Origin of the sequence: Roseovarius sp. EL26, from assembly GCF_900327775.1 — a bacterium.
Lineage (GTDB): Bacteria > Pseudomonadota > Alphaproteobacteria > Rhodobacterales > Rhodobacteraceae > Roseovarius.
The window spans coordinates 888,530-915,238 of record NZ_OUMZ01000007.1; the positions used below are offsets into that span (position 1 = coordinate 888,530).

The 26,709-nt window shown below is 49.8% G+C and carries 21 protein-coding genes; 9 read left to right on the forward strand and 12 right to left on the reverse strand.

Features of this window, described 5'->3' with window-relative positions; all coding sequences use genetic code 11:
- Positions 1-16: 16 nt before the first annotated feature.
- Entirely contained in the window at positions 17-2,293 is a 2,277-nt protein-coding gene (locus tag D9A02_RS12200; RefSeq protein WP_120501225.1) for a hypothetical protein, read from the reverse strand.
- A gap of 216 nt (positions 2,294-2,509) precedes the next feature.
- On the opposite strand from D9A02_RS12200, the gene D9A02_RS12205 reads away from it, so the two are divergent.
- Together D9A02_RS12205 and D9A02_RS12210 are read left to right on the forward strand one after the other, a co-directional pair.
- Positions 2,510-3,640: a hypothetical protein gene (locus D9A02_RS12205; RefSeq protein WP_162933052.1), complete on the forward strand. Its 1,131-nt coding sequence runs from the start codon at positions 2,510-2,512 to the stop codon at positions 3,638-3,640.
- Between the two features lie 600 nt (positions 3,641-4,240).
- A complete protein-coding gene (locus tag D9A02_RS12210) occupies positions 4,241-4,678 on the forward strand; it encodes a LuxR C-terminal-related transcriptional regulator (protein WP_162933053.1) in 438 nt (145 codons plus the stop codon).
- 62 nt (positions 4,679-4,740) lie between these two features.
- Here D9A02_RS12210 and D9A02_RS12215 read toward each other — a convergent pair whose 3' ends face one another.
- Positions 4,741-6,846 (reverse strand): tetratricopeptide repeat-containing sulfotransferase family protein, encoded by a 2,106-nt coding sequence (locus D9A02_RS12215; protein ID WP_120501228.1) that lies wholly within the window; start codon positions 6,844-6,846, stop codon positions 4,741-4,743.
- A 330-nt stretch (positions 6,847-7,176) separates the two neighbouring features.
- Between D9A02_RS12215 and D9A02_RS12220 the strand changes: the two genes are divergently transcribed.
- Positions 7,177-10,536, forward strand: a complete 3,360-nt coding sequence (locus D9A02_RS12220; RefSeq protein ID WP_162933054.1) for an autotransporter domain-containing protein — start codon at positions 7,177-7,179, stop codon at positions 10,534-10,536.
- A 320-nt stretch (positions 10,537-10,856) separates the two neighbouring features.
- Here D9A02_RS12220 and D9A02_RS12225 read toward each other — a convergent pair whose 3' ends face one another.
- From D9A02_RS12225 to D9A02_RS12235, 3 genes are all read right to left on the reverse strand, one after another.
- Positions 10,857-12,242 carry an IS1182 family transposase gene (locus tag D9A02_RS12225; RefSeq protein ID WP_120501230.1) on the reverse strand — a complete coding sequence of 462 codons (1,386 nt, stop codon included), beginning with the start codon at positions 12,240-12,242 and terminating at the stop codon, positions 10,857-10,859.
- Positions 12,243-12,368: 126 nt separating this feature from the next.
- A complete protein-coding gene (locus D9A02_RS12230) occupies positions 12,369-12,914 on the reverse strand; it encodes a recombinase family protein (RefSeq protein ID WP_120501231.1) in 546 nt (181 codons plus the stop codon).
- Between the two features lie 201 nt (positions 12,915-13,115).
- Positions 13,116-14,012 (reverse strand): branched-chain amino acid aminotransferase, encoded by an 897-nt coding sequence (locus D9A02_RS12235; protein ID WP_120501232.1) that lies wholly within the window; start codon positions 14,010-14,012, stop codon positions 13,116-13,118.
- A gap of 272 nt (positions 14,013-14,284) precedes the next feature.
- Between D9A02_RS12235 and D9A02_RS12240 the strand changes: the two genes are divergently transcribed.
- Genes D9A02_RS12240 through D9A02_RS12260 form a run of 5 tightly spaced genes read left to right on the forward strand, consistent with a single transcriptional unit; the run spans position 14,285 to position 18,406 of the window.
- Positions 14,285-14,944 carry a class I SAM-dependent methyltransferase gene (locus D9A02_RS12240; protein WP_120501233.1) on the forward strand — a complete coding sequence of 220 codons (660 nt, stop codon included), beginning with the start codon at positions 14,285-14,287 and terminating at the stop codon, positions 14,942-14,944.
- A gap of 3 nt (positions 14,945-14,947) precedes the next feature.
- Complete coding sequence (locus D9A02_RS12245; protein ID WP_120501234.1) at positions 14,948-16,216, forward strand: diaminopimelate decarboxylase; 1,269 nt, start codon at positions 14,948-14,950, stop codon at positions 16,214-16,216.
- A 21-nt stretch (positions 16,217-16,237) separates the two neighbouring features.
- A complete protein-coding gene (locus D9A02_RS12250) occupies positions 16,238-17,089 on the forward strand; it encodes a 2,3,4,5-tetrahydropyridine-2,6-dicarboxylate N-succinyltransferase (RefSeq protein ID WP_120501235.1) in 852 nt (283 codons plus the stop codon).
- A gap of 50 nt (positions 17,090-17,139) precedes the next feature.
- Positions 17,140-17,772, forward strand: a complete 633-nt coding sequence (locus tag D9A02_RS12255; protein ID WP_120502516.1) for a LysE family translocator — start codon at positions 17,140-17,142, stop codon at positions 17,770-17,772.
- Between the two features lie 10 nt (positions 17,773-17,782).
- Positions 17,783-18,406, forward strand: a complete 624-nt coding sequence (locus tag D9A02_RS12260) for a glutathione S-transferase family protein (RefSeq protein ID WP_120501236.1) — start codon at positions 17,783-17,785, stop codon at positions 18,404-18,406.
- Positions 18,407-18,841: 435 nt separating this feature from the next.
- Here D9A02_RS12260 and D9A02_RS12265 read toward each other — a convergent pair whose 3' ends face one another.
- The 7 genes from D9A02_RS12265 to D9A02_RS12300 form a co-directional block, all read right to left on the reverse strand.
- Positions 18,842-21,460, reverse strand: coding sequence for an AAA family ATPase (locus D9A02_RS12265; RefSeq protein WP_162933055.1), 2,619 nt, complete (start codon positions 21,458-21,460; stop codon positions 18,842-18,844).
- Positions 21,461-21,503: 43 nt separating this feature from the next.
- Positions 21,504-22,118 (reverse strand): recombinase family protein, encoded by a 615-nt coding sequence (locus tag D9A02_RS12270; protein ID WP_254054621.1) that lies wholly within the window; start codon positions 22,116-22,118, stop codon positions 21,504-21,506.
- Between the two features lie 354 nt (positions 22,119-22,472).
- Entirely contained in the window at positions 22,473-23,351 is an 879-nt protein-coding gene (locus D9A02_RS12280; RefSeq protein WP_120501239.1) for a DMT family transporter, read from the reverse strand.
- Between the two features lie 54 nt (positions 23,352-23,405).
- Entirely contained in the window at positions 23,406-23,624 is a 219-nt protein-coding gene (locus tag D9A02_RS12285) for a hypothetical protein (RefSeq protein ID WP_120501240.1), read from the reverse strand.
- Between the two features lie 10 nt (positions 23,625-23,634).
- The gene (locus D9A02_RS12290) at positions 23,635-24,378 is read right to left on the reverse strand and encodes an MBL fold metallo-hydrolase (protein WP_120501241.1); all 744 of its coding nucleotides are present in this window, start codon (positions 24,376-24,378) and stop codon (positions 23,635-23,637) included.
- A gap of 52 nt (positions 24,379-24,430) precedes the next feature.
- Positions 24,431-24,853 carry a RidA family protein gene (locus D9A02_RS12295; RefSeq protein ID WP_120501242.1) on the reverse strand — a complete coding sequence of 141 codons (423 nt, stop codon included), beginning with the start codon at positions 24,851-24,853 and terminating at the stop codon, positions 24,431-24,433.
- Entirely contained in the window at positions 24,853-25,461 is a 609-nt protein-coding gene (locus tag D9A02_RS12300; RefSeq protein ID WP_120501243.1) for a DJ-1/PfpI family protein, read from the reverse strand. Before D9A02_RS12300 ends, D9A02_RS12295 begins: the two co-directional genes overlap by 1 nt.
- 66 nt (positions 25,462-25,527) lie before the next feature.
- Between D9A02_RS12300 and D9A02_RS12305 the strand changes: the two genes are divergently transcribed.
- Entirely contained in the window at positions 25,528-26,544 is a 1,017-nt protein-coding gene (locus D9A02_RS12305) for a GlxA family transcriptional regulator (protein WP_254054622.1), read from the forward strand.
- The last annotated feature ends 165 nt before the right edge of the window (positions 26,545-26,709 follow it).

Genomic DNA, 26,709 nt, shown 5'->3' on the forward strand with positions numbered 1-26,709 from the left:
ATTTTGCACCGACATTTCAAGTTCTGCGAGCACCGCGCCGTACTTGGTATCGTTCGTCTGCGTAGTAATGCGAAAGGCCCAAGTAGATTGCTTGGGTGGCTTCTGACAAACCTCGCAACTTATTTGTGTAATCGTAGTCATCGTACATCGAATAGGGCTCGCCTAAGCCTTTCCAGGTCGACCCAAGTGTTATGTCAAAGAAAAGCTCGTTCCCAGTTAAGAGAATTAGTGGGTTGGTAGGTTCACATGATTGGTTTGGACGTCGAGCCCACTGCGCTAATTTCTTTAGTCTTTCTATTTCGTTATCTGTGAACTGGTCGCGAAGTACAGAGCAAATGATGATCGATCCGGGAAACTGCCCGGCCACTCTTTTTAGCCGCGCAATATCATCATCTTGAATTAGATCACCCCTTCCAAATGACTTGGTCTCTCCAATTAAAAGATCAGGTTCAAGTGTCTCGCCGAAGTGCACTCGGGATCTCCATGCAATGAAGTCGACCTCGCAAGGCGGAGCGCCGTCCTTAAAGTCTAAGTCAACTCCTGGAGCAAATGACATAGAATGGCAGCCCGATCTCAAATCATTCAAAAGGTTGTAAGTTAGTAGCGTTGCATATGATCCGCGCGCGTAGTCGGGAGTTGCGAACGGGCCTATCAGTCGATAGCCAAAGTTCCGGTTCTTTGTTGCAAGTTCTCCCTGGGGAAAAGGATAGCTTTCTAAGCACCTTGCGCAACGCACATGGAAGTCGACGTCACCAAGGCTGTGCCAATTCTGTGCCGCACACGTTGGACAAGTCGATGAAAGACCAAGCGACAGGATATTTCGGTCGGTAAAGTGTTTCGTGGTGATTTTCGGCAGCGGGCAACGTTTCTCTCTACGCTTCATCAAGCCTACCCAGTCGTTTGACGATCTTGTTTTAGGGTCGAATTGCTCCTCTTGGATGCCATCCGCAGATTTCCTGAAGCGTTTTCCGCCCGCCATCCCATTCAAATACTCAAGTGTTTCTACGTCCTTGAGGAGGTAAATGCCCCACGTCCCGTCCAATTGCCTCAGCACTTGCTTCGCTATGCGACCCGGTTCTGATAATTCTGCTTTAAAGCCAAGTTTATTTAACCATTGAACGACAGCCTCCTCTGCCGTCGACAATTGCACAGTTTGCTCCGTGTCTTTGTAGTTTTGACTGAATACCCATCCCTCCGTTCCAACGACAACATGGTCGGCCAAGAAATTAATGCGGAGCCAATCCGACGTTGTCGAATTGAATGGTAAAACCGTTGCGAACTCGCAGTCATGATACGAGCTAAAATCTACTGCATTCACCCATCTTGCGCTGAATGCACCTCCATATTGTGAAGCAAAACTTGGCGATAAAGCATTAAATTGAACTGTCGATTTGTCGCCTTGACTGACCTGTAACTGCTCTCTTTTTGTAGCGGCCGTCACTCGAAGAGGACGCTCAACTGACATTTTGGGGTGTGCTTCTCGACGCCAAACCTCGTTGTTCCAAAGCTTCAATGCCACTGAGCCCTTTGGAAGGTCATCAGGTAGGATCGAGTGCACCTTCCTTGCCTCGGCCTCACTAATCGAACGAGCTATCTCAATCGTTGCGTTATGCATGATGCCATTTGGATTGCCTTGAAGAGGTTGATACTCGTGCCGAATTATTCTTACGAGATCGTCCGCCAGATCATCCAACCAAATGATGGGCACTGGAACAATCGGCCAAGGTTCCAAACGGGCATTCCAAAGGTCGATTACATCGGTCGACTTTGAAGGGTCGTACACGAAAATCTTCACATCGTGCTGCCAGTTTCGATCAGTCTCAAGTTTGAACCTGGTCAGCTCAAGCGGTGTGAATGCGTCCTCCATATAAACGCGTCGCCACGTATCTATTGAAAATTCTGAAAACTCCGGATGATACACATCTTGGTAACCTTGACCAAAATACTGGCTATCTTGGCGGTTTGGAAAACACCCAAACATGGCCTCTGAGGCCAGTGTCTTTGGCGCAGGTTTTACGAGGAGCGCGTCTCTTCGATCCCTCAACTCAAACTTACGTTCCGTGGCATACTTTTCCCGAAAAACATCGATCATACTTAGTCCACGGGTCAACTCTGCATAGTCTCTGTGTGGCTCGGCTCGAAGCAAATCCTCCAATAAAATAATATGATCGTGGATAGCTCGTCCGCGGTTCTGTGATATACCTGCTCGCGCAGCGTGGCCTTCTCGCGCTTCGATTAAGATGTCTGGTTCAAAGAACTTCAAATAGCCTTTAGCAACATCAAGCCCCTTCATCGGTCGTTTGATTGCTGACCGCCATTCATCAGGAGCATTTCGAAAGATTGGAATGATCGGATTGTATATGCCTCCCCACAAGCAGGTGCAAATCCGCATAAACCTTCGGATAGATGTTTTGTCGTTAGGGTTTACCAGTAGCGCTATGCGAGTAGGACGAAGTCGGATTTTGGCTGACAGTTCAGTCAAGAGGCAATACCTTTGTAAGAAATTGTATTGTCGAGCATTATGTCACCAGATTTCAACAAAGCCACTATAGAAGCACTTGGAAAACGTGCTGGATATCTGTGCAGTAACCCTGATTGCAGAGTACCGACCGTCGGTCCTAATCCTGACCCTTCTGGCACCACTATCATTGGTGAGGCCGCGCATATTGCTGGAGCGCGACCCTCTAGCGCTAGATACCGTGGCGATTCAAACGATGCGCTACGCGCGGACATCACGAATGGGATCTGGCTGTGCCGAAACTGCCACAAAACGGTTGATAACGATGTAAAGCGACATCCAGGAGACCTGCTTCTACACTGGCGAGAGCAGCACGAGAGCTATGTTTTGGAGCGCCTTGGCAAACCAAGTGATGACGTACGCCGTCGCCTTTTGAACGAAGAACTTGCTCCTTTTCAAGATAAACCCCCATTGGTACGTCGGCTTTTGGTCGATAAGCCGCCTGGTTGGGAGTGGAGATTAACCGCGGAGCTGCTTCGGCACTACAACTCTGAAATTTTTGAGAACCTGGAAGACCTCAGTGGGGGTCATTATCTGCGACAACTTTCTTTCCTCGACGAGGCAGCAGCCATAGTTTGGATTGACCAAAAGATTAGCGAAATGCAGGAGATATTTGGTCCTGTCGATGGTTTATTGAAGAAACTTACAGAGAGTTGGGGGGAGCCAGGTGAACCCGCCGACACTCGCGCATTGGATCGATCTGTCGCTTTGATCCGCGATTGGCTTGAGCATGTATTGCGTTTCGAGGAGGCGATTAAATTCACCAAATTACCGGAAAACTTCCGAATACTTCACGGACTATTGGAAGGCATTGTGGGTTCTCAGGCAACGAAGTTAAAAGAGCTTCCTGCAGAGTTAGACCAGATGGTGGGAATGATCGGTACAGATCACGGTGGAACTTTAGAAAAACCGTTGATCATAAAAAAGACGATTGAGATTCTTCTTCCAGATAGATGGCCGGAAAAATTTAATCAGGAATATCAAAGAGTCACAGGAACATATCTTAACCTTCAAGAGGCTGAGGCTAAGCGGATTGCCCGTCCGTTCGCATGGCTGTGCTTCTTTATCTTCTTTTTTGTAACGTTTTTTGTGATTTCTTCCTTCCTTGGTGACATTCAGTGAGGAATTTGTAGATCGGGCCTTAGTGGCTCTAATGTTCCGCTAGTTAGCAGTTTCTTGCTATCGCGGCGAATTTCTGCTTTCCGCCCACTGTGGGAGGGAGATGATCCAAACTTTTTACTTATTGTCGAGGAACTGAGGGGCAGCCTTTTCTTGCAGAAAGCGAGAATTGAATGGAATAATCTCCAGCGCCAACTCACTATGCCGCAGCGCAGCTTAAAAAGTCGGCTTTGTTTAATCTCGCAGCACTAATCTCTTGAGGTATGGCTATATTAGCGAAGTAGCATTTTAGCTTCATATGTTCGATATTTAGAGGAGCTGTATTTACGCGTGAAAATGGGTAGTCGTCATTTTGGCCGGAGGTTTTTAAAACAGCACCTCCTTAAAGTATTTCTTTGGTATAGGTTTAATGTTTCTGTTTGATCGTGCATATAATCAGAACATCTATTTTGCCTCACACACTCGCGATACGTGAATGACAACCAGGTATCTTCGCCGCGATCACCCTTTCTTTAACCTTCTTCAGGTAAGTACCAAACTGTAATGACCTCAACTAAACGGCTACGGCTTGTATTTTACACAACGATCATCTGCACAGTGGTTATGTTTTTAGAAGAGCTTGGGGAAGAATTCGGTGGCGAATGGTTCCAGAAATGGGCCGAATTTCACATCTTGGCCACTGTCGTCATGGCAGGCTTGCTTTTTACTTTGGGGGTGTTGTGGAAAGAGCTTCACAAATTCCAGAAATACCACGAAACGCTTGAAGATAAGATGCAGCGCGCCTCTACAGCGTTTGAGGATTTGCTTAATGCCTATTTCGACAAATGGTTGTTTAGTGAAGCAGAACAACACATCACCAGACTGATGTTCAAAGGGTGCTCGATATCCGAAATCGCCGAAATCCGAGGTGCTAAAGAAGGCACAATCAAAGCGCAGACAAATTCGATTTACAGGAAATCGGGTTACTCAAATAAAGTGCAACTGCTCAGTGCGTTTTTGGAGGATTTGACCAATGGTGAATCAGTTTCTGGTCCCCATTGATGATAAAACTTACTGAACGATTTTGATCCTCAACGCCAAGAAACAGAGCACCGTTTTTCATTTTAAGCCTGATAGTTTTTAGCTTCGATCGTAGCTTTTAGCGGGGCGAGGTAAGGCTCATAGCGGCGCCACTTTTCAACAGAACTTTGGTAGATGGGTTGCCGTACTTGTGTAATGCTTGCAGTTCGTACTCTGCGCTTTGATTTATGGAATTCCAAACAATTCGGATCCCAATCCAACCCACAATATTCAATAAGAGCGCGAGCTTGAAGCTCTGTGTCACCGACAAGTTCTTGATAATCCAATGTGTAAACTGCACCCTTTGGAAGAACGTCTTCCCAATGCGTCATCAGTCGGCGGTAGCCATTATAATACCGTCCCAGCTCTACCTGATCGTAGCTTTGGTACTGGCTACGTTCAAACAGGCGGGTGAAACAAGACAGGCAGGTATCCATCGGGTTTCGCTGCACGTGAATGATGCGCGCATTTGGTAGCAGCGCATGAATCAATCCGACCATATTAAAGTTGGACGGCATCTTATCTGTCACCCGCGGCGATTCCACAGAATGTGCGCCCAACCGAGTGACGTATTCCAAAGCGCGCGCTGTCAGCTCTGCGCCCTGCAGGTGTTGAAGGTTCGCAGGATAGCTCAAAGCAGGGTCAGGGGCATCAAAGGAAAAAACGTTTTGTAGGTCATGTAATTCCCCGGCACCAAAGACATCTGAGTGACTTGCCAGAATAGACTCTGTCAGCGTGGTCCCAGACCGGGGCATCCCTAGTATAAAAATAGGCTTTATGGACGAGGTCGCGAATGCCCGAAGTCGCGCGATCAGGCGAGGTGTAAAGGTTTCGATGATCTGACCAACTTGCTGGTCCCGGGCATCCGCATCATATTGGATGGTCGAACGTTTAAGCACGGCACCTTTAGCATATTGCGCCCAGGCATCATCATACTGACCCAGATTATGAAAACATTCCGCAAGCCCAAAACGATAGGAAATCTGTTTCGCTGCAGACATTTGATCGGCTTCTGGTAGCTTCGATTTTAAGCTGACAAAGATTGGATTGTCCTTATCACGAATTTTGTCCAAACGGCTTAATGCAATCAAAGGCGAAATGTCTGCTTCATCTAGCGTCTGTGCTTGTTCAAAATCTTGGCGTGCAAGCCCCAGTTCCCCGGCTTCCATGTGCAAGTGGCCCCGGCCCATCAGGCTGGCACTATGTTCGGAATTGATCTCAAGAGCGCCGCCATAAAATTCCCGTGCCTTTTCCGCATTGGCGAGGCTGCTGTGACACAAACCAAGTTGGTGCAGGCAGCTGGCGTTTTTAGGGTCTTTTTCCGTCGCGGTTTCTGCCATTGCCAAAGCCAGATCAGGATGATTTTTTTCAAGTAGAACCTGCGACAAACCCAGATACGCCAGTGCAAGTTCTGGATCCAATTCGATCACACGACGAAAGAGGCTTTCAGCGGCATCCAACTGCAATCGTGCTAAATGAATACGCGCTTGATTGCGAACCGCTTCGGCATAGTTTGGCTCGCCAGCAAGTAGCTGTGAAATCTCATTTTGAGCTGCATCAAGATTATCGGCTTCGATCAACACTGTGGCGAGGTTATTACGTGCCTCATGATGATTAGGGTTCAATTTCAAGGCACGCCGGTAATACTCCTGTGCCTTATCCAGATCTTTTCCGTCCCTCGCGATACTGCCCAGATTATTCAGGGTCGGTAAATGTTCCGGTGCCAGCTCTAATACTTTGGAATGTATCTCCTTGGCTTTGTCCAATTGCTTATTGTCATAATAGGCAAGTGCCAGATTGGACAATGTCGATGCGGAATGGGGGTCAGATGCAACAGCCCTTTCCCCCAGTGTGATAGCTCGCTCGACCTGCTGTGCTGAGCGCATGACTTCCACTGCGTTTGCCAAAAACATGATATTGTTTGGTTCTAAGTACAGCGATTTTTCAAGAAGCCTAACCGCATCATCTGGGCGCTTTTGCTGATGGGCAATCAATCCCGAAAGGTGGCACGCCATTGCCTGATCAGGATGTGTATCAAGAATGCGGTCGCACAAATATTTGCAAGCTTCAATTTGTCCAGATTCGAAATTCTGCTGGGCAATCGCAATCGCCTGAGGCAGGCCTAGCTGCTTTGTTTGTATCGACTGCATGAAGGACTCCGCTCAATTTAGAAAAACGGATAAGCGAGAACTCAAAAGCGCGCAACGGATCGGAAGCCCAGTTGTGGTCATTCGCAGTGCAAAAAACCTGAAAAGGCATAAACCAAAGTTATACTAGCGTTAACCAAAGTTATAGAGCTGCATTTCGTGGTTGAACAAAGGTTATACTGACCTCTTTCGGCGTTTAACCGCCCATTTTTTGCCCTTATCCCCTCCTAGCAGCGAAGGCCCGCACAGACGGGTTTAGGAAATTTTCACTTGGGGACATATGATATGGGCTTGAACGAGCAGCGATGCCGCACGGTTAATTGCAATGGGCGAATGACAAAATGGAAGGGCAAGGCAGCCAGTATTGCCCCATCTGTTTTTCTGGGGTCGGTTTCTGCAATCGCGATCACCGTAGGCGTGGCTGGTGCGGATACAATTAACACTGCGCAGACGACACCTTTTATAACATCTGCAGATATTGATCATACAATCACAGCAGCAGGGTCGGTGATCGTAAATCCGCTCACAAGTACTGGAATTGTTGAGATCAACGTCGCTGATTACACCAGCGCGCTGACCAATGCGGGGCAATTGAGCTCTCCCGAAGGCAACCTGAGAACACGTTCCGCCATCGACCTGAACGGAGATGTTTCTGGCTCCGTGTTGAATTCCGGCACGATCTTCATGGGTGCTGCGAATGGCGATAGCGCTGATCTCAGAGGCATCGACGTTCAGGGCAACGTCGCCGGGTCTGTACAGAACACCGGCACGATTCATATTGCAAACTCAGCGCTTACATTTGGGACCGCCATTGGTATTACCGCTACGGGCATTACTGGCGAAGTGTCGAATAGCGGTACGATTAATGTGCAGGCATCTGCAGCATCGAATAACACTGCTATCGGCATTGCAACCAATGGCCTGGATGGACAAATTTCCAATAGTGGAACCATTAATGTGGTGGCACAGGGGTCAGGCGCTGATGCAACCGGGGTGGATACCGGCAATATCGGGGCCAATGGCCGACTGGTGAATTCAGGAACTGTGACCGTGATCGCAAATGCGTCAAGCGCGTCTGGTTCAGTTCACGGATTCAACATTGGCCTTCTGGAAGGAACAGTCGTCAACTCCGGCACGCTGGATGTCCAAACCCGTGGAACAAGCCATGCAACAGGCCACGGCATTCAAACGTCGACCGTTGATGGCACGCTGATTAACAGTGGGCAAATTACAGTGAACACCATCAGCGGAAGTTCGGCCCCCCAAGCATTCGGTATTAGTACTCAAAATGTTGATCCGACTGGTCGCGTGGTCAATTCTGGCTCTCTAATCGTGAATGCTCTTGGCTCTACAGGCGCTGATGCATCAGGCCTTAGGGTCCAGAATGTGCAGGGGCTGATCCGCAACAGTGGAACGATCAGCGCGAGGGCGAATGCTACTAGTGGTGATGCCTCAGCAACTGGTCTTCGCACCTCAAACATCGCGACCGATGCCAGCGTGATAAATAGCGGTAGCATTACCGCGGCTGCAAATGGCACTACTTCTGCAGGCTCAGTTGCGTTGAGTGCAGGTGATGTCGCAGGAGTGTTGCTCAATTCAGGCTCCCTTCGTGCAACAGCAACAGGCAGCACGGTTTCGGCAACTGGATTAGGTGTGCGGAATGTTGAGACTACGGGTGCGTTGATAAACAGTGGCAATATATCCGCAGTGGCGAGGGCGACTTCTTACGCTACCGCCACTGGGCTGAGCGCATTTTCTATCGATGGCCAGCTTGTAAACTCCGGTACGATCACGACCACAGCCATAAGTGACGGAGGTTCTTCGGCCTATGCCGAAGGCATTGATGTGCGGTTCATAAATAGCGAGGGATCCCTCACTAACAGTGGTACAATCAATGTCTCGGCTCAAGGGAACAATGCGTCTTATGCAAATGCGGTTGGTGTTCGCGCCTTTTCTGGTAGTGGATCCTTAACTAACTCAGGTGCAATTAACGTTACCGCTGAGAATTCCGGTAATAGTTCGGCCAATGCAACCGGTGTGAGAATGACCTTTATAGAAAATGGGGGCAGTCTAAACAACTCCGGCACAATCAATGTATCGGCCACCGCAAATGGGGGAACCGCTGCCTTTGCTAACGGTTTGAATGTCAGTCGCATCTCAGGCGGAGCCACATTAAACAATTCCGGCACGATTGGTGTATCTGCGACCTCCGATGGGTCAACAATCAGTGCTGCCGGTATCTCCACAAACCAGCTGCAAACCGGTGCACAGCTTTTCAACTCAGGCACCATCAACGTATTAGCTCGTTCTACAGCCGGCTCACCAACCACGAACTCAGCTTACGGCATTCGGGCCAGAACCCTTGATGGCACTGTCACGCATAGCGGCTCAATTTCAGTACGAGCCGAAGGAATGTCTGCACGCGCATATGGGATTTTCGCGAACACTCACAACGGAACGTTGAATGTATCGGGTGATATTTCGGTCAGCGGGTCGGGAACCAACTATGGTATTTTCCTTGGCGGTGGCTCTGGTACCCTGAACATTGACAGCAGCGCCTCGATTGATCAAAAAATCCGGGTGGCGGATCACGATGTTGACCTCAATCACGTAGGCAGCAGCGCGGTCTACCGGTTTGAAGATGCCAATACGGCTGCAGGGACATTTACCACCAAGGTCTCCGTTCCCAATGGCGCTTGGTTTGCTCAAGGTGAAGGAGGGTCTGCCCCTGTATATGCTGCGGTGTCAGGGTCTGATTTTCAGATCAACACGGCTGAAACCTTCCAAATTCTTGGCTTGAACAGTACTTTAGGATCGGAACTTGGCAACTCGGACGACGGTACCGTAAGTCAGAACACGATCAACTATGATAGTGACCGCGCAAACATCTGGGATGGTTTTACTCCCTATTGGCGCGTTACTGTTGGCCGTGCTGAGCAGGACGCAAGCACCACTCAAGATAGCGTTGACTCCACCTTGGGGAGCTTCAGCGCCGGTTTGGCAAAAGATGTTGGAGCTGGCCTGCGCTATGGATTTGGTGCCAACTACATTATTGGAAACAGTAGTGTTGGCGAAAACGGGCTAGACTCTCGCGGCATATACATCAGCGGCATCGTCGCAAAGGATTTCGGTTTTGCTGATCTTAGCTTCGGTATCGGTGCAGGTTATCTGGATCACGACACCAGCCGCGCAATAGGTGGAAGCCCCGATGCAGATGCAAGCTATTCAAGCAATTTGCTGACGGCGCAAGTGGGCGCAACGCGGGATTTTGGATTGGCGAACGGTATGACCCTCACGCCCGGAGCTATGTTCCAGTACGGTCACCAAAGCGTAGATGGGTACACCGAAACGGGGTCCCTTGCGAATGCAACAGTCGCTTCGCAGGACTTTGATTTCACGCAAACCCGTGTTGGTGTAAGCCTCGACAAACCGGTCAGTCATGGTTCGTTAACTGCTTCTCTCGCAGCCATCTACCGCGACGTGACTGGCCCCTCTTCGCTTGGTGTCTCTGTCTTTGGGTCGTCCGCAACGCTTGTTGCTGCATCGCCGGAGGCCGAAACACTCGGAGAACTAGGCCTTGGCTATACCCAGTCTTGGGGCGAAGGTCATGACTTGCGGGTCCAGGCCCTTGCAAACTTTGGATCCGATAGTAATGCTCAGTCCTTTTCCGCGCTATATCAATGGAATTTTTAAGCTCGGGTTTATCAGTCGATTACCTAGTAAGTTGCCTTAAAGCTTGTACTCGAATGTGAAGGCTTGCGCATCGCCTAAAAGGTTAGGCGATGCGTGTTATAGCGACTTTTGCAAAGGTCGCTATCTGCGCATTGCAGACCTCGGTATTAGCTGCAGCATTAGCAATCTTGTCCTCTCGCTTGTGAACGACCGCTTTTACAGTTTGGTGGGTCTTGTTTCGCGAATGCAGCGAACTTCCGCTTCCCGCCGATTCTGTGGAAAAACAACGCGTTGCGAGTGCAGAAAGTGTGGTTCTGAACGGAGCGCGAGCGCCTTTTCTATCAGGCTTTGCGCGTTTGCTGCGGTGCGGGAAAGATCTTCGCCAATTTGCGGAGGTTTTGGGCGGTGGCGGCGAGGAGGAATTCGTCATTTGCGCCGCACGGCCCACGTAATCGGAGCCGTCCAAGGCCTAGGATGCGCTTGAGGTGGGCAAAGAGCATCTCAACTTTCTTTCTGAGCTTCATCGCAATCTGGTATTCTTCGGTTTTGGCCAGATCCCTAGCGACTTGACGCGCATCTTCGTGCTCTTCGCGGGTGATCTTCCGTGCATCGGCATTCGGGCAACACTTGGGCTTGGATGGACATACCTGGCAGACTTCTTTCAAGGCGCGATAGCGGGCTGTGCCCTTGCCCGTCGGCCCCCGGTTCGGGTCTGAGTAGTTCCTGCGGAACTGATTAAGCGCGTGACCCTCTGGGCAAATATATTGATCATTCTCAGCGTCCCATTCGAAGTCTGTGCGTGTCCAGGTGCCGTCGGGGCGTCCGGCCTTGTCGATTACCGGGATGTAAGGATCGATCTTGCGATCCACGAGCCAGCCGAGCATCGGGCCGGAGCCGTAGGCGGTATCGGCGATCATCCAGTCGGGGACGAGGTCGAACTTGTCTTTCACCCGTGTCAGCATGGTCTCCGTCGATCCGACCTCAGCTTGTCGGATGGACCGTGTGGCCTCGACATCAACGATGACGCCATGGTCGGTGTCGATCAGGTAGTTGTCAGAATAGCTGAAGAAAGCAGGCCCTTTACGCGCTGCCGTCCATTGGCTCGCAGGGTCAGAATGCGAGGTGAACTTGGGTTGCACCTCGCTCGCAGCTCCGAAAGCCGCCTCATCCAGAGTGTTGAGATACTCGCGGACCGCGCGAGGCGCATCTTCAGGATCGATGGTTGATGCATCCCATTCTTCTTTTGGCGTTGAGTTTTGTTTGTTTGCATCGGCTTCGATCAAGCTGGCATCGATTGCCATGCGCTGGCCGCTGACGAGACCTTCTTCGATGCACCGCGCAACAGTCGTCTCGAACAGGTGGCGCAGCAGTTCGCTCTCGCGGAAGCGTCCATGCCGGTTCTTGGAAAACGTCGAATGATCCGGGATACGCTCATTCAGATCGAGGCGGCAGAACCATCGATATGCCAGGTTCAGATGCACCTCTTCACAAAGCCGCCGCTCGGACCGGATGCCAAAGCAATAGCCCACCAGAAGCATCCGGATCAGCAGCTCAGGATCAACGGAAGGACGGCCCGTGTGGCTGTAGAAATCCGCCAGATGAGCCCGCACGCTGGCCAGATCAACGAAACGGTCAATCGAACGCAACAGGTGATCTTGCGGGACATGATCCTCAAGCGAGAACTCGTAGAACAGCGCCGCTTGCGCCTCCTGCCTCGGTCCCATCATCGCAAATCCCTCCCTGCAGAAGTAATTGAATCAGCGACTTACGCTTCGATCAAGGGTGAGTTTTTCAACAAAATACGCCCAATCTGTTGAAAACAAAGTGTTGTGGCGCTCGATGTGAGTAGCTCGTCAACGCAATCTCGAAATCGTCGTATGTGCAACACCGAGGTCTAACGCGATGGCTCTGCACGTTTCGCCGTTGGCCATACGCTCGCGTGCGAGTTTCTGCTGATGTTCGGTCAGTTTGGGTTTGCGCCCAAATCTGACACCTTGTTGGGCAGCGATGGCACGGCCTTCGTTTGCGCGTCTCGTGATGCGTTCTCGTTCGTCTTCTGCAAGCGCAGAAAGAAACGCTAGGATACCTTTCCCCATTGGCGTGGTCAGATCGAGCCAAGGCTTATCCAGGACCTTAACGTAGGCACCACGTTCGGCGATCCGCTGAATAATGTTGATACCGTCGAGCATAGATCGTGTGACTCTATCCCACTCTGCGATCATAAACACGTCCCCTGCCCCAAGTGCGTCTATCGCACGTTCGAGTTGAGGCCGTCCCGTCACAAATTTTCCAGAAACCTTCTCTCGGAAAATTCTGTCAGCGTGGGCTGCGTTTAGCGCACCGATTTGGCGATCTAGAGACTGTCCGTGACTGGACACTCGGGCGTAACCAATAAACATGGTGGCAACGTATATGAATAGCTTTCAATACGCACCTGATTTATGCAACACCTAAAGATGCTTATTTTTTGGGATTTCTAGAAATGGTGCAAATATCATGAATTTCGCAACAACGCAGATCCTCACAGCACTATTTTGAACGGATAAGAGCACCCATGAAAAACGGTGCCCAGCTATGGGCGTCGAGATGTAAACTTAGCCCTATGAATACATAGCGTTCCGCTCAACCTTTGGCCCCTGTACAGCATCGGAATATAAGTCTGTGACTGTATTGGTCATTGTCTTAGGTTCGTAAAAGTAATCGTGACCGATTTGAATTACAGGTGTGATCTCAGCTGCAGTACCAGTTAACCAACATTCATCGAAAGTCGGTAACTCTTCGGGTCGAATATCTCGCTCTATGACGTGAATCCCTTGCTGTGATAGCAATGCGATCACAGTCTGTCGTGTTATTCCGTTTAAGAACGTCTTTGCTATGGGGGTATGCACCTCTCCATCTTTGGCAAAAAAGATATTCGCACCAGTGGCTTCGGCAATATAACCCCGATAATCCATCATTAGCGCACCTGAGAACTCTTGCCGTTCTGCTGCGTGTTTCGCTAACGTTGCAGTAGCATAAAGCGCCGACGCTTTGGCTTGCGGTGGAAATGATAGTGGATCGGGCCGTCGCCATTTTGATATGTCCAAACTCGCACCATTTTTTTTGCTTGGGAAATACTCTCCCATCCTCCAAGCGCAGATAGCCATGTGAATAGGGTTTTGCGGAGCAGATACGCCCATGTTTTTTCCAACACCGCGCCAAACGATAGTGCGCAGATAGCAATCCTCAAGCGAGTTCCCTTGGATCACATCTTGCTTTGCTTGTTCGATGTCATCAAGGGAAAACGACAAATCCATCTCCAGTAGAGAGCAAGATTTGATCAATCGAATGGCATGTTCTCGACTTTTGAAAACCACGCCACAATATGCGCGCTCCCCTTCAAATACACTCGATGCGTAATGCATTGCGTGAGACAGGATGTGCACTTTGGCATCCTGCCAGTTCACGAGATCCCCATCCAACCAGATCTTACCGTCTCGGTTTCCAAAGCCATCCATATTGTCTCATCCTCGATATGCGTGCCGCCAGTGGGGAGAGATGCTTCACTCCGTGTTTGTCTGGGCTGGCTGAAGTGAATGCGATCATAAACAGTATTGTGATCTAAATTATACCCCTATAATTCCATTCTAGATTGATCGAATATAAATAAATGCTATCTATGCGAATAATTGGTTCTGGTTGACTGATTCTTATCAATAACCTTCTGGGTTGTTATTTGAACTATCAAGTAGTTGCCGCATTCAGAAACCGTAATTGATTTGGTGCCCAAATGAAAAACTACTACGAAGACAGCGCATTAGACGAAAAAGAAACCATTTATGATGTTTGGGAGCGAGGTGGTGCAGTAAATGACTCCATTACACCCTCCACATATAGCGAAGACTATCGTCAACATATGGGGCTTAAATTAAAGTCGATCGCTCCTATCGGCAGTAATATTGTCTCTCTTGGTAGCGGAAATGCGTTCGTTGAGTCTGACTTGCAAACAGACGGTAGGCAGCTAAAAGTCATTGATATTAACGAACGGGCCGTACAGCTTGCCCGCGACAAAGGTCTAAACGCATATTGTGGCGACTTTTACGAATTGGAATCAGGTTCGTTTTCGTCCTACGACGTGATTTACGCTGACGGTTTTATCGGCCATCTCTTCACAGAAGATGGCAAGCTTGAAAACTTCTTCAATAAGTTGAAGAGTTTACATCTAAAATCAGGTGCCTGGGTAGTGATTTCAAATGATCCCCCTCGGACACGAGAAACGAGCTTTGCCAAACATGAAACTGTGCCTGATTTCTTCTTTGTTGGGGCTGATATGGTGGCTTCTCAGCTTGTTGAGCATGGATTTATACTACGCGAAAAATACTATTTTCCATATTTTCGTCCACAAAGTGGTTTGCGGGACCGTACCGTCTGTATTGCTCAGGTCGCTTAACAAATGCCAATATCTGAAAGTTTCGAGTCCAATCTTGCCTTGGTGCTTCCTCGCTTGATTGAGAGTTACCCAACTCCATTCCACATATATGACGAAGAAGGGATAATATCCTCTCACAAACAATTAGCTGATAGCTTCAGCAGTTGTGATTTTCGATTGTATTTCGCTGTAAAAGCGCTTCCAAATAAGCACATCTTGTCTTTGTTGCACAAGCAAGGTTCGGGGTTCGATTGTTCGTCTATCCCTGAGTTTCAACTCTGCAAAGACGTGGGTGCGGTTGGTTCTGATATCCTTTTCACATCGAATAACACATCTCATGTGGAGTTACAGGGAGCGCTCGAAATTGGTGCCGACATCACGTTTGATGACCTTAAAACATTCGAGAATTGCACACAGCTCCCAGAGCGCGTTGCATTTCGCCTATCCCCTGACAGCTCGCAAAAAACAGATGCAGCCATGGGGGGAGCGATTAATTCAAAGTTCGGCATACCCTTTAAGCATGTCTTTGATGCGTATCAAAAAGCCAAGGACCGTGGTGTTAAAAAATTCGGCATACATCGCATGACATATACGAATGAAACTGATACAGAATTTGCCGTTTCGGTCGCTAGAGAGTTGATATCGATCACGAAAGCCATCTCTGACAAAGTTGGTGTCGAGTTCGATTACATTAACTTTGGTGGTGGCCTTGGTACACCATTCCGCCCGACGGACTCGTCGCTAGATCTGATGATGTTTGGCGCCTCTGTTTGTCAAGTAATGAAAGCGGCGTTTCCTTGCTCTACACCCAAAATCATTTTGGAATGTGGTCGCTTCGTCACTGGGCCGCATGGTGTTCTCGTGTCCTCAGTTGTTGACACCTATAAGAAGGGAAAGACGATTATTGGCTTGGATGCGTCAATGTCATCGTTGATGCGCCCAGGCATTTACCCAAATGCCTATCATCATATTAGCTTTCCCTTCATGGATATGGAACGTACGGAATTGGTGGATGTAGTTGGGTCTCTTTGCGAGAACAATGATAAGTTCGGAATAGACCGTAACTTACCCATTCCTAGTAGCGGCGACATTGCACTTATCCACGACACGGGTGCGCACGGTCATTCGATGGGCTTCAATTACAATGGTCGTCTAAGGCCTGCTGAGCTTTTGTTAAATCGAAGTGGTGAGGTCTTTGAGATCCGGCGCCCAGAAACTTACGATGACTACGTTGCCACGATTTTAAACCAACCACGCCATTTATTGACTAGCACATTACGTGCTGTCATCTGATGCATTCGGGAGTAATAACGTATGCTAGATCGAATAGAATTCTCTCACGTCATTGGAATAGCTTGGGATCGGTTCCAGAAGGGCGATAATTGGAAAACCGCTGATGCGGTTGAAGCCATCGGCGAGGTGATCACAATGCTAGATGATGGCCGTATCCGAGCCGCTGAGAGGGTAGATACTACGTCTAATAGACAAGACGCCTGGCAAACAAATGACTGGGTTATCCAAGCTTTGCAGTTGTCTGATGACATGGCCGATTTCACCTCAATATCAGGTGGCCCTCAACATGGATCGTGGTGGGATAAAACAACATCGAAGTTCGCTGATTGGTCGCTTGAACAATTTGAGCGGGCTGATTTTCGCATTGTTCCGAATTGCCACATTCGGAAATCAGCCTTTATTTCTCCAGGTTGCGTGATTATGCCATCATTCTTGGACGTTGGAGTTCATATTGGAGAACGCACCACAGTCGATACCTGGGCGTCTGTTGGCGCATGTTCACAGATCGGATCTAACGTCCACCTATCTGGTGGTGTTGGGATTGGTGGAAGCCTCGGAGCAGAGCCGACCATCATTGAAGATCATTGTTTTATAGGCGCACGGTCCGAAATCAAATCTGGCGTTTGGGTCGGGGAAGGCGCAGTCGTGTCTATGGGTGTGTTAATCGATGAATCTACCCCAATCATTAAACGGGACACCGATGAGCAGTGGACAGGTTACATCCCGCCCTACTCAGTCGTTGTACCTGGCACGATTCCAATCAAATCAGACCAGCATGATCTCGAATTATCGCGATATTGCGCTGTAGTAATTAAGGTGGTCGACGCTAGAACCCGTGGCAAAGTCGAGATAAACGATCTTCTCAGAGGGTGACTTGAGATTACCTGTCAAGAGCAATAACCAGCCAAATGATTGGATTAAGCGTGCCTAACTATGATCTATTGCTGACATTCATGCTGGCAACAATGACTTTTGCTTGGATACCAGGGCCTGCGATGATGTACACTACGTCACGCACCGTGGCTCAAGGAAAGCGTGCTGGCTGGATGGCAGCGCTAGGGATTCATGCCGGAGGATATGTGCATGTGTTGGCTGCAGCACTTGGTTTGGCCTTGCTCTTCGAGACGGTTCCAGTGCTCTACATTGCACTGAAAACACTGGGTGCAGCGTACCTATGTTACATAGGCTATAAGATCATCAGTTCAGATGAATCCTTAACAAAAACAGGGGATTTTGCCGTGCAAAAAAGCGGCGTCATTGCGTTTTGGGAAAGCGCTACAGTTGAAATATTGAATCCTAAAACCGCGATCTTCTTCATAGCGTTCTTGCCTCAATTCACAGACGCCTCGGCGGTTTTACCCATGTGGAGTCAATTTTTAATCTTGGGCGTCGCAGTAAACATCATATTCTCGATACCAGATGCGGTATGCGTCATGTTGTCATCGAAAGTGTTATCGGTTTTAGAAAACTCAGGCAGGGTATCACGCTGGCCCAAGGTAATTGGTGGGTCATTTTTAATGATGCTTGGTATCTCATTACTCTTTGAGCAGAAATAGGTATGCATCAATGAAACTTTTATACTCCCCAGGAACTTGTTCGCTTGCACCGCACCTTGTTCTGGAAGAGATTGGCGAACCCTATGAGATCGAATTTGTATCGAACCGTGACGGAAGCACTCGAACCGAAGCCTTTCTAAAGATAAACCCTAAGGGGCAAATCCCTGTGTTGATGGATGGTGATAGCCTCATAACAGAAGTACCAGCAATCTTATTTTATCTAGCGGCTAAGCATCCAAATTCCAATTTGATGCCAAACGATCCATTTAGAATGAGCCGAATGATAGAATGGATGAATTGGCTCGCCGTAACTCAAGCGACGGCCATTTCCGGGTATTATAGACCAGATAAATACTCAAAAATCAAAGAGCGACATGCTGAAATCGTTGATAATAGTTTGATAAAAGCACACGAGCAATACATACTATTTGATCAAAAACTTAGGGATGGATTGTGGGTAGCAGAGTCGTTCTCAATAGTTGATCCCTACTTGATGGTTCTCTTTCGTTGGGGAAACATGATTGGAATAGACATGAGTAAGTTCTCTAATCTCACCCGGCATGCCCATGCCATGGAAGCGCGTGACGCGACTAAGACGGTGTTACGCAAGGAAGATATATCGATTTGGGGTTAGGTTTGACCGATTGATTTAGCCTTGCGCGTTATCATTTAGCGGATTGGACCATGTCCGGAGTAATACAATTAGATAGCTCCTCTTCATTATGGCCAGTAATTTGGTAAGGGCCAAGTATAAATAGCGCGTGGAAGCCTTGATTCCTGAACGCCGATACTGAGCACCAGCCATTCTCTGCCATCAGGCCTAATGAGTGCTATCGCCTTCGCCAACTAATCTTTAATTTAATGGAAAAATCCTCAAACCCTGGAATTATTCGCCCTACTCCGAGTCCTAATATTTGAAAGTCAAAGCCATTGATTTTATTAAATCCCGAGTCTTAATAATTAACCACTCTCACAGCGCGTGTCGGAGTACGTAAATAATGAGACCGAATTAATGAGACTCGTCTCCTCTTGAAATCAACGGCTTAGTGTTTCGGCGATTTTCACCAGCTCATCCGACCTTGATGCTCTTTTGACGTTGGGCAAGCGCGTTGAGCCAATTCTGCAAAGCATCAAACTCCCGATCTATGTCATCCGGTGTCGGTACTATTGGGTTCAAGGCATCTGATGCTTTGTGCAGAAGCTCAGAGCAAACCCCGTAATGCTGGCGCATCGTCGTTGCATCGGCTTCCGTTATCGCAGAAAGCTTCGCAAAGCCTTTGGTGTCCACTTTAGAAGAAAAAGTTCTCAACACCGGAGAAACAGCATCTTCTATGGCGGTTTCCCACGTTTGCCTCAGGTTTCCGACCAGCCCTGTTGCAGTGACCGACCACTCTGTGCTGTCCGGATCATTTTCGTACTGAACACGGCAATTCGCTAGGTGCTTGCGCATGGTCTTAAGACGAGCCTGCGCATCTTGAGCTTTGTCAGGTGCCTCGTTGCGGCAATGACCGGGTGTCCTATTCTTCTTCTGGATATGCCTTAAGGCGACGTCGGTCCTCATCGCAGGATCATCCACATGAGTACATGCGCCCCTGAGCATGAATAAAAACGGCAGGTCATGGGTAAATACTATCACCTGCCTGCTCCGCCCTTCTTCAGCCAACCTTTGTGCGATGGCTTTTCTGTGAAGGTGGTCCAGCGATGAAACCGGATCATCGAAAATAATACCTGAGCCGCTGTCGTTGGTTGCGAGTTCGGCCATGAAGCCAGCAAGAGCGACGCAACGATATTCCCCTTCGCTTAGAATATCACCAGCATTGCTGGAACTGCTTTCAATTAAGCTTACACGGAATCTAGAAACGCCGTGCTGTGATCGGGCTTGCGCTAGTTCAATTTCGAGACCCGCCAAATTCAGATGATCAATCTCCCTGAGAAATCGGCCACGCAAGCGATCAGTTATCAAAGCCTCGGACAAAGACGTGTTTTTCTGAGTAATTGAGCCGGGTCTTGTGTCCTTGAGTGCTGTTTCCAATTCATCGACTTGTTTCAGGCGATCTATTTCAGCAGTGACATCATCAACGATTCCAGCCAACCATTGACGATCTTGCAATTCGCTAAGTTCCGCTTTCAAAGCCTTGCGGTCTTCGCTTTCGTCATCGGCCAACATAGCTTGCGCGCGGCTTTCGAGAGCATCCATGACCGCGTTCAGAGGAGTCGGATCGAAGCTGGCCAGTTCAGGAACGGTATCACCGTTGGATCGAAGAGCGAGCCGTCTTCGCCACATCAATAGCAGAGCTACCCGGCGCAACTCATCAGCAAGCTCGGGCTTTCCAAGCTCATCACCAAGAAATCGCTTTGCGCCCAAAACCTTCGTCACTGGAATTGTAGCCTCGGCTATCTGGTCTCGTATGGCATCCAATGCCTGCCGAGCGTCTTTTTCTTCCTTTTGTGTCTTGTCCTGAACGAAGTCCTCAAACCGTTTCAACCGAGTGCTGGCATCCCCATCCAGTTCCTGCTGGCAAAGAACACAATGTGATCCAGCGTCCGCCACAGGGAAGGCGATACCGGGATAAGCTTCTTGCACCGAATAGGCCCTGGCTGCGTCCCAGAGCGCGAGCCAGGTTTCGGAGCCAACACCCTTTAGAGTTTCGTCTTTGGAGAGCCCTTCTGAGGCAACGGCAGCCGCTTCGCTCTTATTCTTAAGGTCCGCGGCAAGGCTTCTTAGCTTTTCGATGTTTGCCGAAGAAACCGAATTGAGGACGTTCTGCAAATCCTCATGGAGCGACTGCAATCTACTTCTTTGCGCCCGCAGCCTCCTAGCTGCGACTTGAGGGTCCTGAGCGAAGTCTGCATTGAGTTCGGCCAGCCGGGCAACCTCTGCGTCAGAAAGGTTGGCAAGGTCAGAAATCGTTTCTACATCTGTATCCTTACTGAGAGACGCAATGGCTTGACCCACCTGAGTTTGCTGGGAACACTTGGGCGCTGAAATGCTTTGTGGAGTTTGCCGCTTCAAATCCGCGACTTCGCGGTCAAGGTTTTCCTTTACGCCCTTGCATGACAACACAAGACGCTCCAGCAACCTCATTGGGAATGGCGTATAAGCCAGATCGTTTGTTTCCTCGACGTGTACGTTTGCCGTCCGTGTGTCGAATACACTGATCTCGGAAAGCAGCGCGGCAGACGCAGAGTCACTGGTCCATTCTGATTTCTGAACCTGCGCTCCAGCGTGAAATTCGACTTCTGCGCGCTGCGGTCCAGTCGGCGTACCATAGATATTGGCCAAAATCTCGTCTTCGCGCCCGCGTTTCCATCTAGCTCGGCATGCACTTTTCAGGATGCGGACGTAACCGGATTTTCCAGCACCATTGTCCCCATAGATTATGGTTACACCCTTTGGAATAAAGGTGAGCGACTGGTTTTCTGCGAGCGCGTTGACATTTTGAACATTGCGGAGAGCTTTCAAGGCAACTGTAGGCGCACCCGACTTCTGAGCGGTGATATGCTCCGATGCCAATGGGTCAGTTGGCAGCGTAGAGTTCTTGCACAACTCTGTCAGTTCAAGGATGTCCCGATCTGACAACGGCTCCGTGCTGGAAATCAATCGGCGCAGTGCGTCCCTTTGCCAAACCGGTCTATCCTGGGACCAGTCCAGAATTTCGAGCATTGCCTCAGATTCAGTTTTTACCAATGTGCTATTCCAAATGTGTTTATTGCATCAAACTCTGGCGCACCTAAACCGATGCACCAATGTCTCGTTTTAATGCCCGTTGTAAGGTGCTGCGGTTCACACCAAGGATCTCCGCCATTCCGGAAACAGTCTCGCTCTTGGCCTCGATTGCAGTCTTCGCGTGCTGGATTTGCGCCGCCGTTAGGGCTGACGGACGCCCGAGACGCTTGCCGCGTTTCTTCGCAGCACGTAGGCCCGCCTTCGTTCTTTCCTGGATCAAGTCGCGCTCAAACTCTGCCAAAGCTCCCATAATGTGAAACACCAGTCGCCCGCCTGGCGTCGTCGTGTCGATCCCGTCTGTCAGGCTGCGAAATTCGATCCCGCGATCCCCGAACAGCTTCAGAAGATGAATGAGGTCAGCGATTGACCGCCCTACCCTGTCCAGTTTCCAGACCACAAGAAGATCGCCATCGCCAAGCAGCCCCATTGCTTTAGAAAATCCGGCCCGGCTTTCGGCTTCCGTTGCACCGCTCTTCGCTTGATCGGTGATGATACGGTCGCACCCGACTTCGGTTAGCGCCTCGATCTGTAGATCGAGGTTCTGTTCCTCTGTAGACACCCTTGCATAGCCGATTTTCATAGATTCTTTTTGCACGAGGTTTTTGCGGCGGTCCAGCACAATTGGAATCAATGACTTAGCGACGTCAGGAAAAGTGCCGCAAAAAGGGTCCTTTTCGCATCACATTGACGAGAAGCGACCGTTCGCTGCAACCGTCATCAAAAATCGACATGCGGGACGAACCCGCCTTTTGCCCACGCAGCTATTGCTGACGCAGAAAACATTCGCGCCTGCTATGAGTGGCAGCATTTTTCGGCAACGCAGCGGTTTTCGCGAGACCGGACATTCAACGCCGTACAGACAAGCAGATTTCAATCCACCATTTCGCGGCGGTTGGATTTGACAATCGAGGCGCAGGACAAATCACTCTTTCGCTGCGGCGGCACCAATGGCAACTTCGAACACAGGGGTCATCTATGATCGTTTTATAGCCACCAGAGCCCCCGCGCACAGAATAATTGCGATGCCAAGCCAAATATGTGCTTCGGGCCAGTCACCGAACACCATAAATCCAACAATGACTGCCGCGACAATCTCCAAGTAGACAAGTGGCGCAAGTATTCCTGCAGGTGCGAACCGGAAGGCTGCGATAGACAAACCGTGAGATAGGCTTTGCAGCACTCCCACTGCTGCAAACAAACCTATAAAAGAAGAAACCTCTCCCAACCCTGACCATAGAGTAAATGGCGTTAGGACGATTGCACCAAGGAGCGCCTGATAGGCTAGCGCTGCCATCGGTGGTGCCTGCCGCGCGGCAAGCCGGGTGGCGAGCATATAGAACGCAAACAGGATGCCAGCCAAGACAGCCCAGAGGATATTGGCGTCGAAATTTCCATCAGGGCGCAGGACAATGATGACGCCAATAAAGCCGCCAACTACAGCGCAAATTATCGGAAATGTAAGACGTTCTGACAAAACAAACGGTGCCAGAGCGGTGGCAACGAATGGCGCAACAAAGTATGCTGATATTGCGTTCGCAAGTGGAACCGTTCGAATGGAGAAGAAGAACACGGTCATCGATCCGACCAGCAACAAAGTTCGCGCTGTCTGCGACCTTAATCCGGCTGGTAACAGTGCTTCACGTCCGTGAAGTCTCATCGCGATTGGAACGGCAACCATGGCTGCGGCGACATAAGTGCCCCACGCGATGGTGAAGACTGGCAGAGCATCTGTCATGTGCTTCGCGATGCCATCCCTCAACGGAATGACGAACATCGCGGCGGCCATCAAAACGAGACCAAGCAAAACTCGGTCAACCGGCTGCTGATTTTTACCCTCCAAATTTTCTGCCACTCGTGCACCCCCGTTTATTTTGGTGAAATATCATAGTGATGCCAGTTAACTGCTTCACTTGCTTTTGGTAAAGTTGTCATTCATGATCAGCGCAGTATTTGCCGCTTTGGGCTCACAGCCGCCCGATTTCCGTACAGCAAGGCCCTTGGTGCAGGCGGCATGGAACCAGCCATCAATAGATCGAGCCAACCATTGATTTTGTGCCGTCCCGCTCAACGTGCGATCGTCCGCAAATCCAGAGCCGAGGTTCGTGCCGTATCTCACGAATGACATTGCCACGACGCTAGGCAAAGTAAGATGCAATCACTTGCCTCATTATTTGTGGATATTGTCGCTGACCATGCCCCGGATAAACTATTACGGCAGGAAGGTCGCGCAAGCGTTTGATTGAAGCGCAAAACGCTTTGTTATCTGCGTCATCGCTTCGCTCAGGTGGTTCGCCATCGTAAATTTCATCACCATTCCAAACCAATGCTTCGCCGGTAAACAAAACGGCTGTCTTTCGCTCAAATAGACCACATGTTCCCTCGGTGATGCCTGGAAGATGTAAGACCTCGAAGATACGGTCTCCGAGGTCAATGGTGTCGCCATCGCTCAGGACCCGTGTCGGCTCGCATGCGGTCAATTCGTAGTCGTCAGGTTCGAAACCCTCATGCGGCAAAGCCTTCAATGCGTTACCAAAGTAGAATTCCACAACCGAGCTTTGCCGGTTGGGAGACCGAACCCGGTGGGCATCGTATTTGTGAATTAGCCGATCATCAAACTGATGCAAGCCGCCAGCATGATCATAATAGCCAACTGAAGCAAAAGCGACTATCGGTTTATCTGAAACCGTTTCGAGAAACGCTCTGATGGGCGCTACACCTATGCTAGTATCAACCAATAAGCACTTATCTTCGCCTTCGACAAACCAGATACTGCCTCCCTTCGCGTAAGGCTCTCTTATGCGTCGAATGCCAAATTCATCTGCGGGGTCAATTTGGAACCAGTCTTCTGCAACAGGTAGATTTTTGGGATTGAGGTCCATCTCGTTCTCCGAATCGTATTGTCTCAAAGTATGCCCGGCAGCGGCTCTGCCATCAAATACCCTCTTTCATGGCGATAGCCTGTATCTTGACTTTTGCTCCATAGGGTAGCTTTGCAGCCTCGTAGACTGTCCTTGCCGGGAACTGCGAGAACCGCGCTCGACAGACTTCATTTACTGCCGCAAGATCGCGTTGAATGTCAGCAAATGCGATATCAACATAGACGATATCTTCCGAGCCAAAACCGGCGGCCTCAGCAATCTTAAAAACCAGATCAAAAGCACGTCCAGCCTCTTCACCTGCGCTGCCTGATAGATAGCCGTCATCATATACAGCCAGTTGACCCGAGATATGACAAGTATTTCCAACAACGACTGCGTTGGAGATTGGCGACGGCGATAAAGGCACACCTGGAACGTCCGTGACAAAGATACGCGATCCATGACTACGTCCGGTGGATTGAGTTTGTTCACTCATCAGACCAACCCCGCGAGTTTTGCAAATGGATCATCGTTTGAATTCCTGCGCCAAGTGTATTCTGATCCGATTGCTGTCTCTTCCGCTTTCTCGACCCCATACAAATCGGCCAGCACCGCAAGCGCCATATCCATTCCCGCGGAAACACCTGATGACGTGAAGAACTTTCCGTCTTCCACCCACCTCGCCTCTTTTACCCAATCAACGCTTGGCGCGAGGTGCACGGTTCCGTTGAAGTCCAGCTTATTCGTTGTCGCACGTCTTCCGTCCAGTAGACCGGTCATCCCGAGCAAAACCGTGCCGGTACATACAGCCATGACACGTTCAGCCTTTTCGCTGACATCTCTAATCCATTGAAGTATTTCTGGGTTCTTGCCTTCCTCAAGAGCAGTATCACCGCCGGGAATGAGCATCAGATCGTAGTCTGTGCGGTCACTCAAGCTGGTTTCGGCGATAATGTTCTGGCCATGACGACTCGGAATGGGGCCGGCCGCTTGCGCAACTGTCACTATCTCGATGTCGTAAGTGCCGTCACCAAGCATTTCGATTGGGCCAAAGAAATCGAGGGTTTGAAACCCCGGAAAGACGAGTGCCGCTAACGTTCTCATTAAGCATCTCCTGTGCACTGTTATGTGAACTGGATAGCTAGTCCGTATTGTGGCATAAATGACAATATGCCCCCCTTTTATGCCAATTCACAAACCGCCGCACCTAAACAACGAACCGTGGTCTTTGTTGTTTATCCAGGCATTGTTTTGCTTGACCTTGTTGGCCCCTTGCAAGTGTTCACCCGTGCTCGACACAATGGAACAGATCTACCCGCCTACGTGACCCATGTGGTTTCGCTGGACGGCGGCCCCGTCGAAACGAACACCATAGTGCAGATCGACAGTGCGCCTTTGTCAGAATTCCTGATCGAGCCGGATGGACCTGAACTAGACACCTTGGTAATCGTCGGTGGCAACGGCGCTGAGGTTGCAGCTGAAAGCGCCCTTCTGGTCAAGAAGGTTAATCAGCTTGCAAAAAGAGCCAGGCGAGCATGCTCCATATGTTGCGGCGCTTTTGTTTTAGCGGCGACAAAGCTGCTCGATGGAAGGCGTGCGGTTACACATTGGGAAGACTGTGATCTCCTCGCTAGTCGTTTTCCAGAGGTCTGCGTCGAAGTCGATCCAATCTTCATCAATGATGGGCCTTTCTGGACATCCGCAGGAATCACTGCAGGGATCGACATGGCTCTTGCCATAGTTCAGGAGGATTTGGGGCGTGCACCCGCCCTTCAACTTGCCCGATCGCTTGTAACGCCTATGATCAGGTCGGCAGGTCAATCACAGTACAGTTCCGATCTCGCGCGGCAGACGCAAGATCTGGATGGTGAATTTTCTGCCCTCCACGATTGGCTCAGGGAAAATCTATCGCGCCCCATCAGCGTCGAGGATATGGCGGTGCGATGCGCGATGAGTTCACGCAGTTTCTCCCGCAGGTATTTGGCAAGCATCGGTGTGTCACCAGCAAAATCGCTTGAAAGAATGCGCGTGGATGCAGCCAAGAACCTTCTATTGGAAACAGATCGCAGCATGAAAACGATTGCCATTGAGTGCGGTTTTCGTGACAGTGAAAAGTTGCGACGGGCCTTTCATCGAAACCTTCACACGTCGCCGTCAAGCTATCAGTCCTTGTTTCGCGATAACTGAATTCGTGCTCAGCGCAGCACCGGTCAAATTGGGCTCTGCTGTTGATTTCGCCGCTTCCATCACGAAAGGCGGCTGCTGAAACGCGAATGTCTCAGGATTGACCCACACATCGTAATATCAAAGGCTTGGCTGTTTTCAGGAACGGCCAGCCTCAGGCGGTCCAAA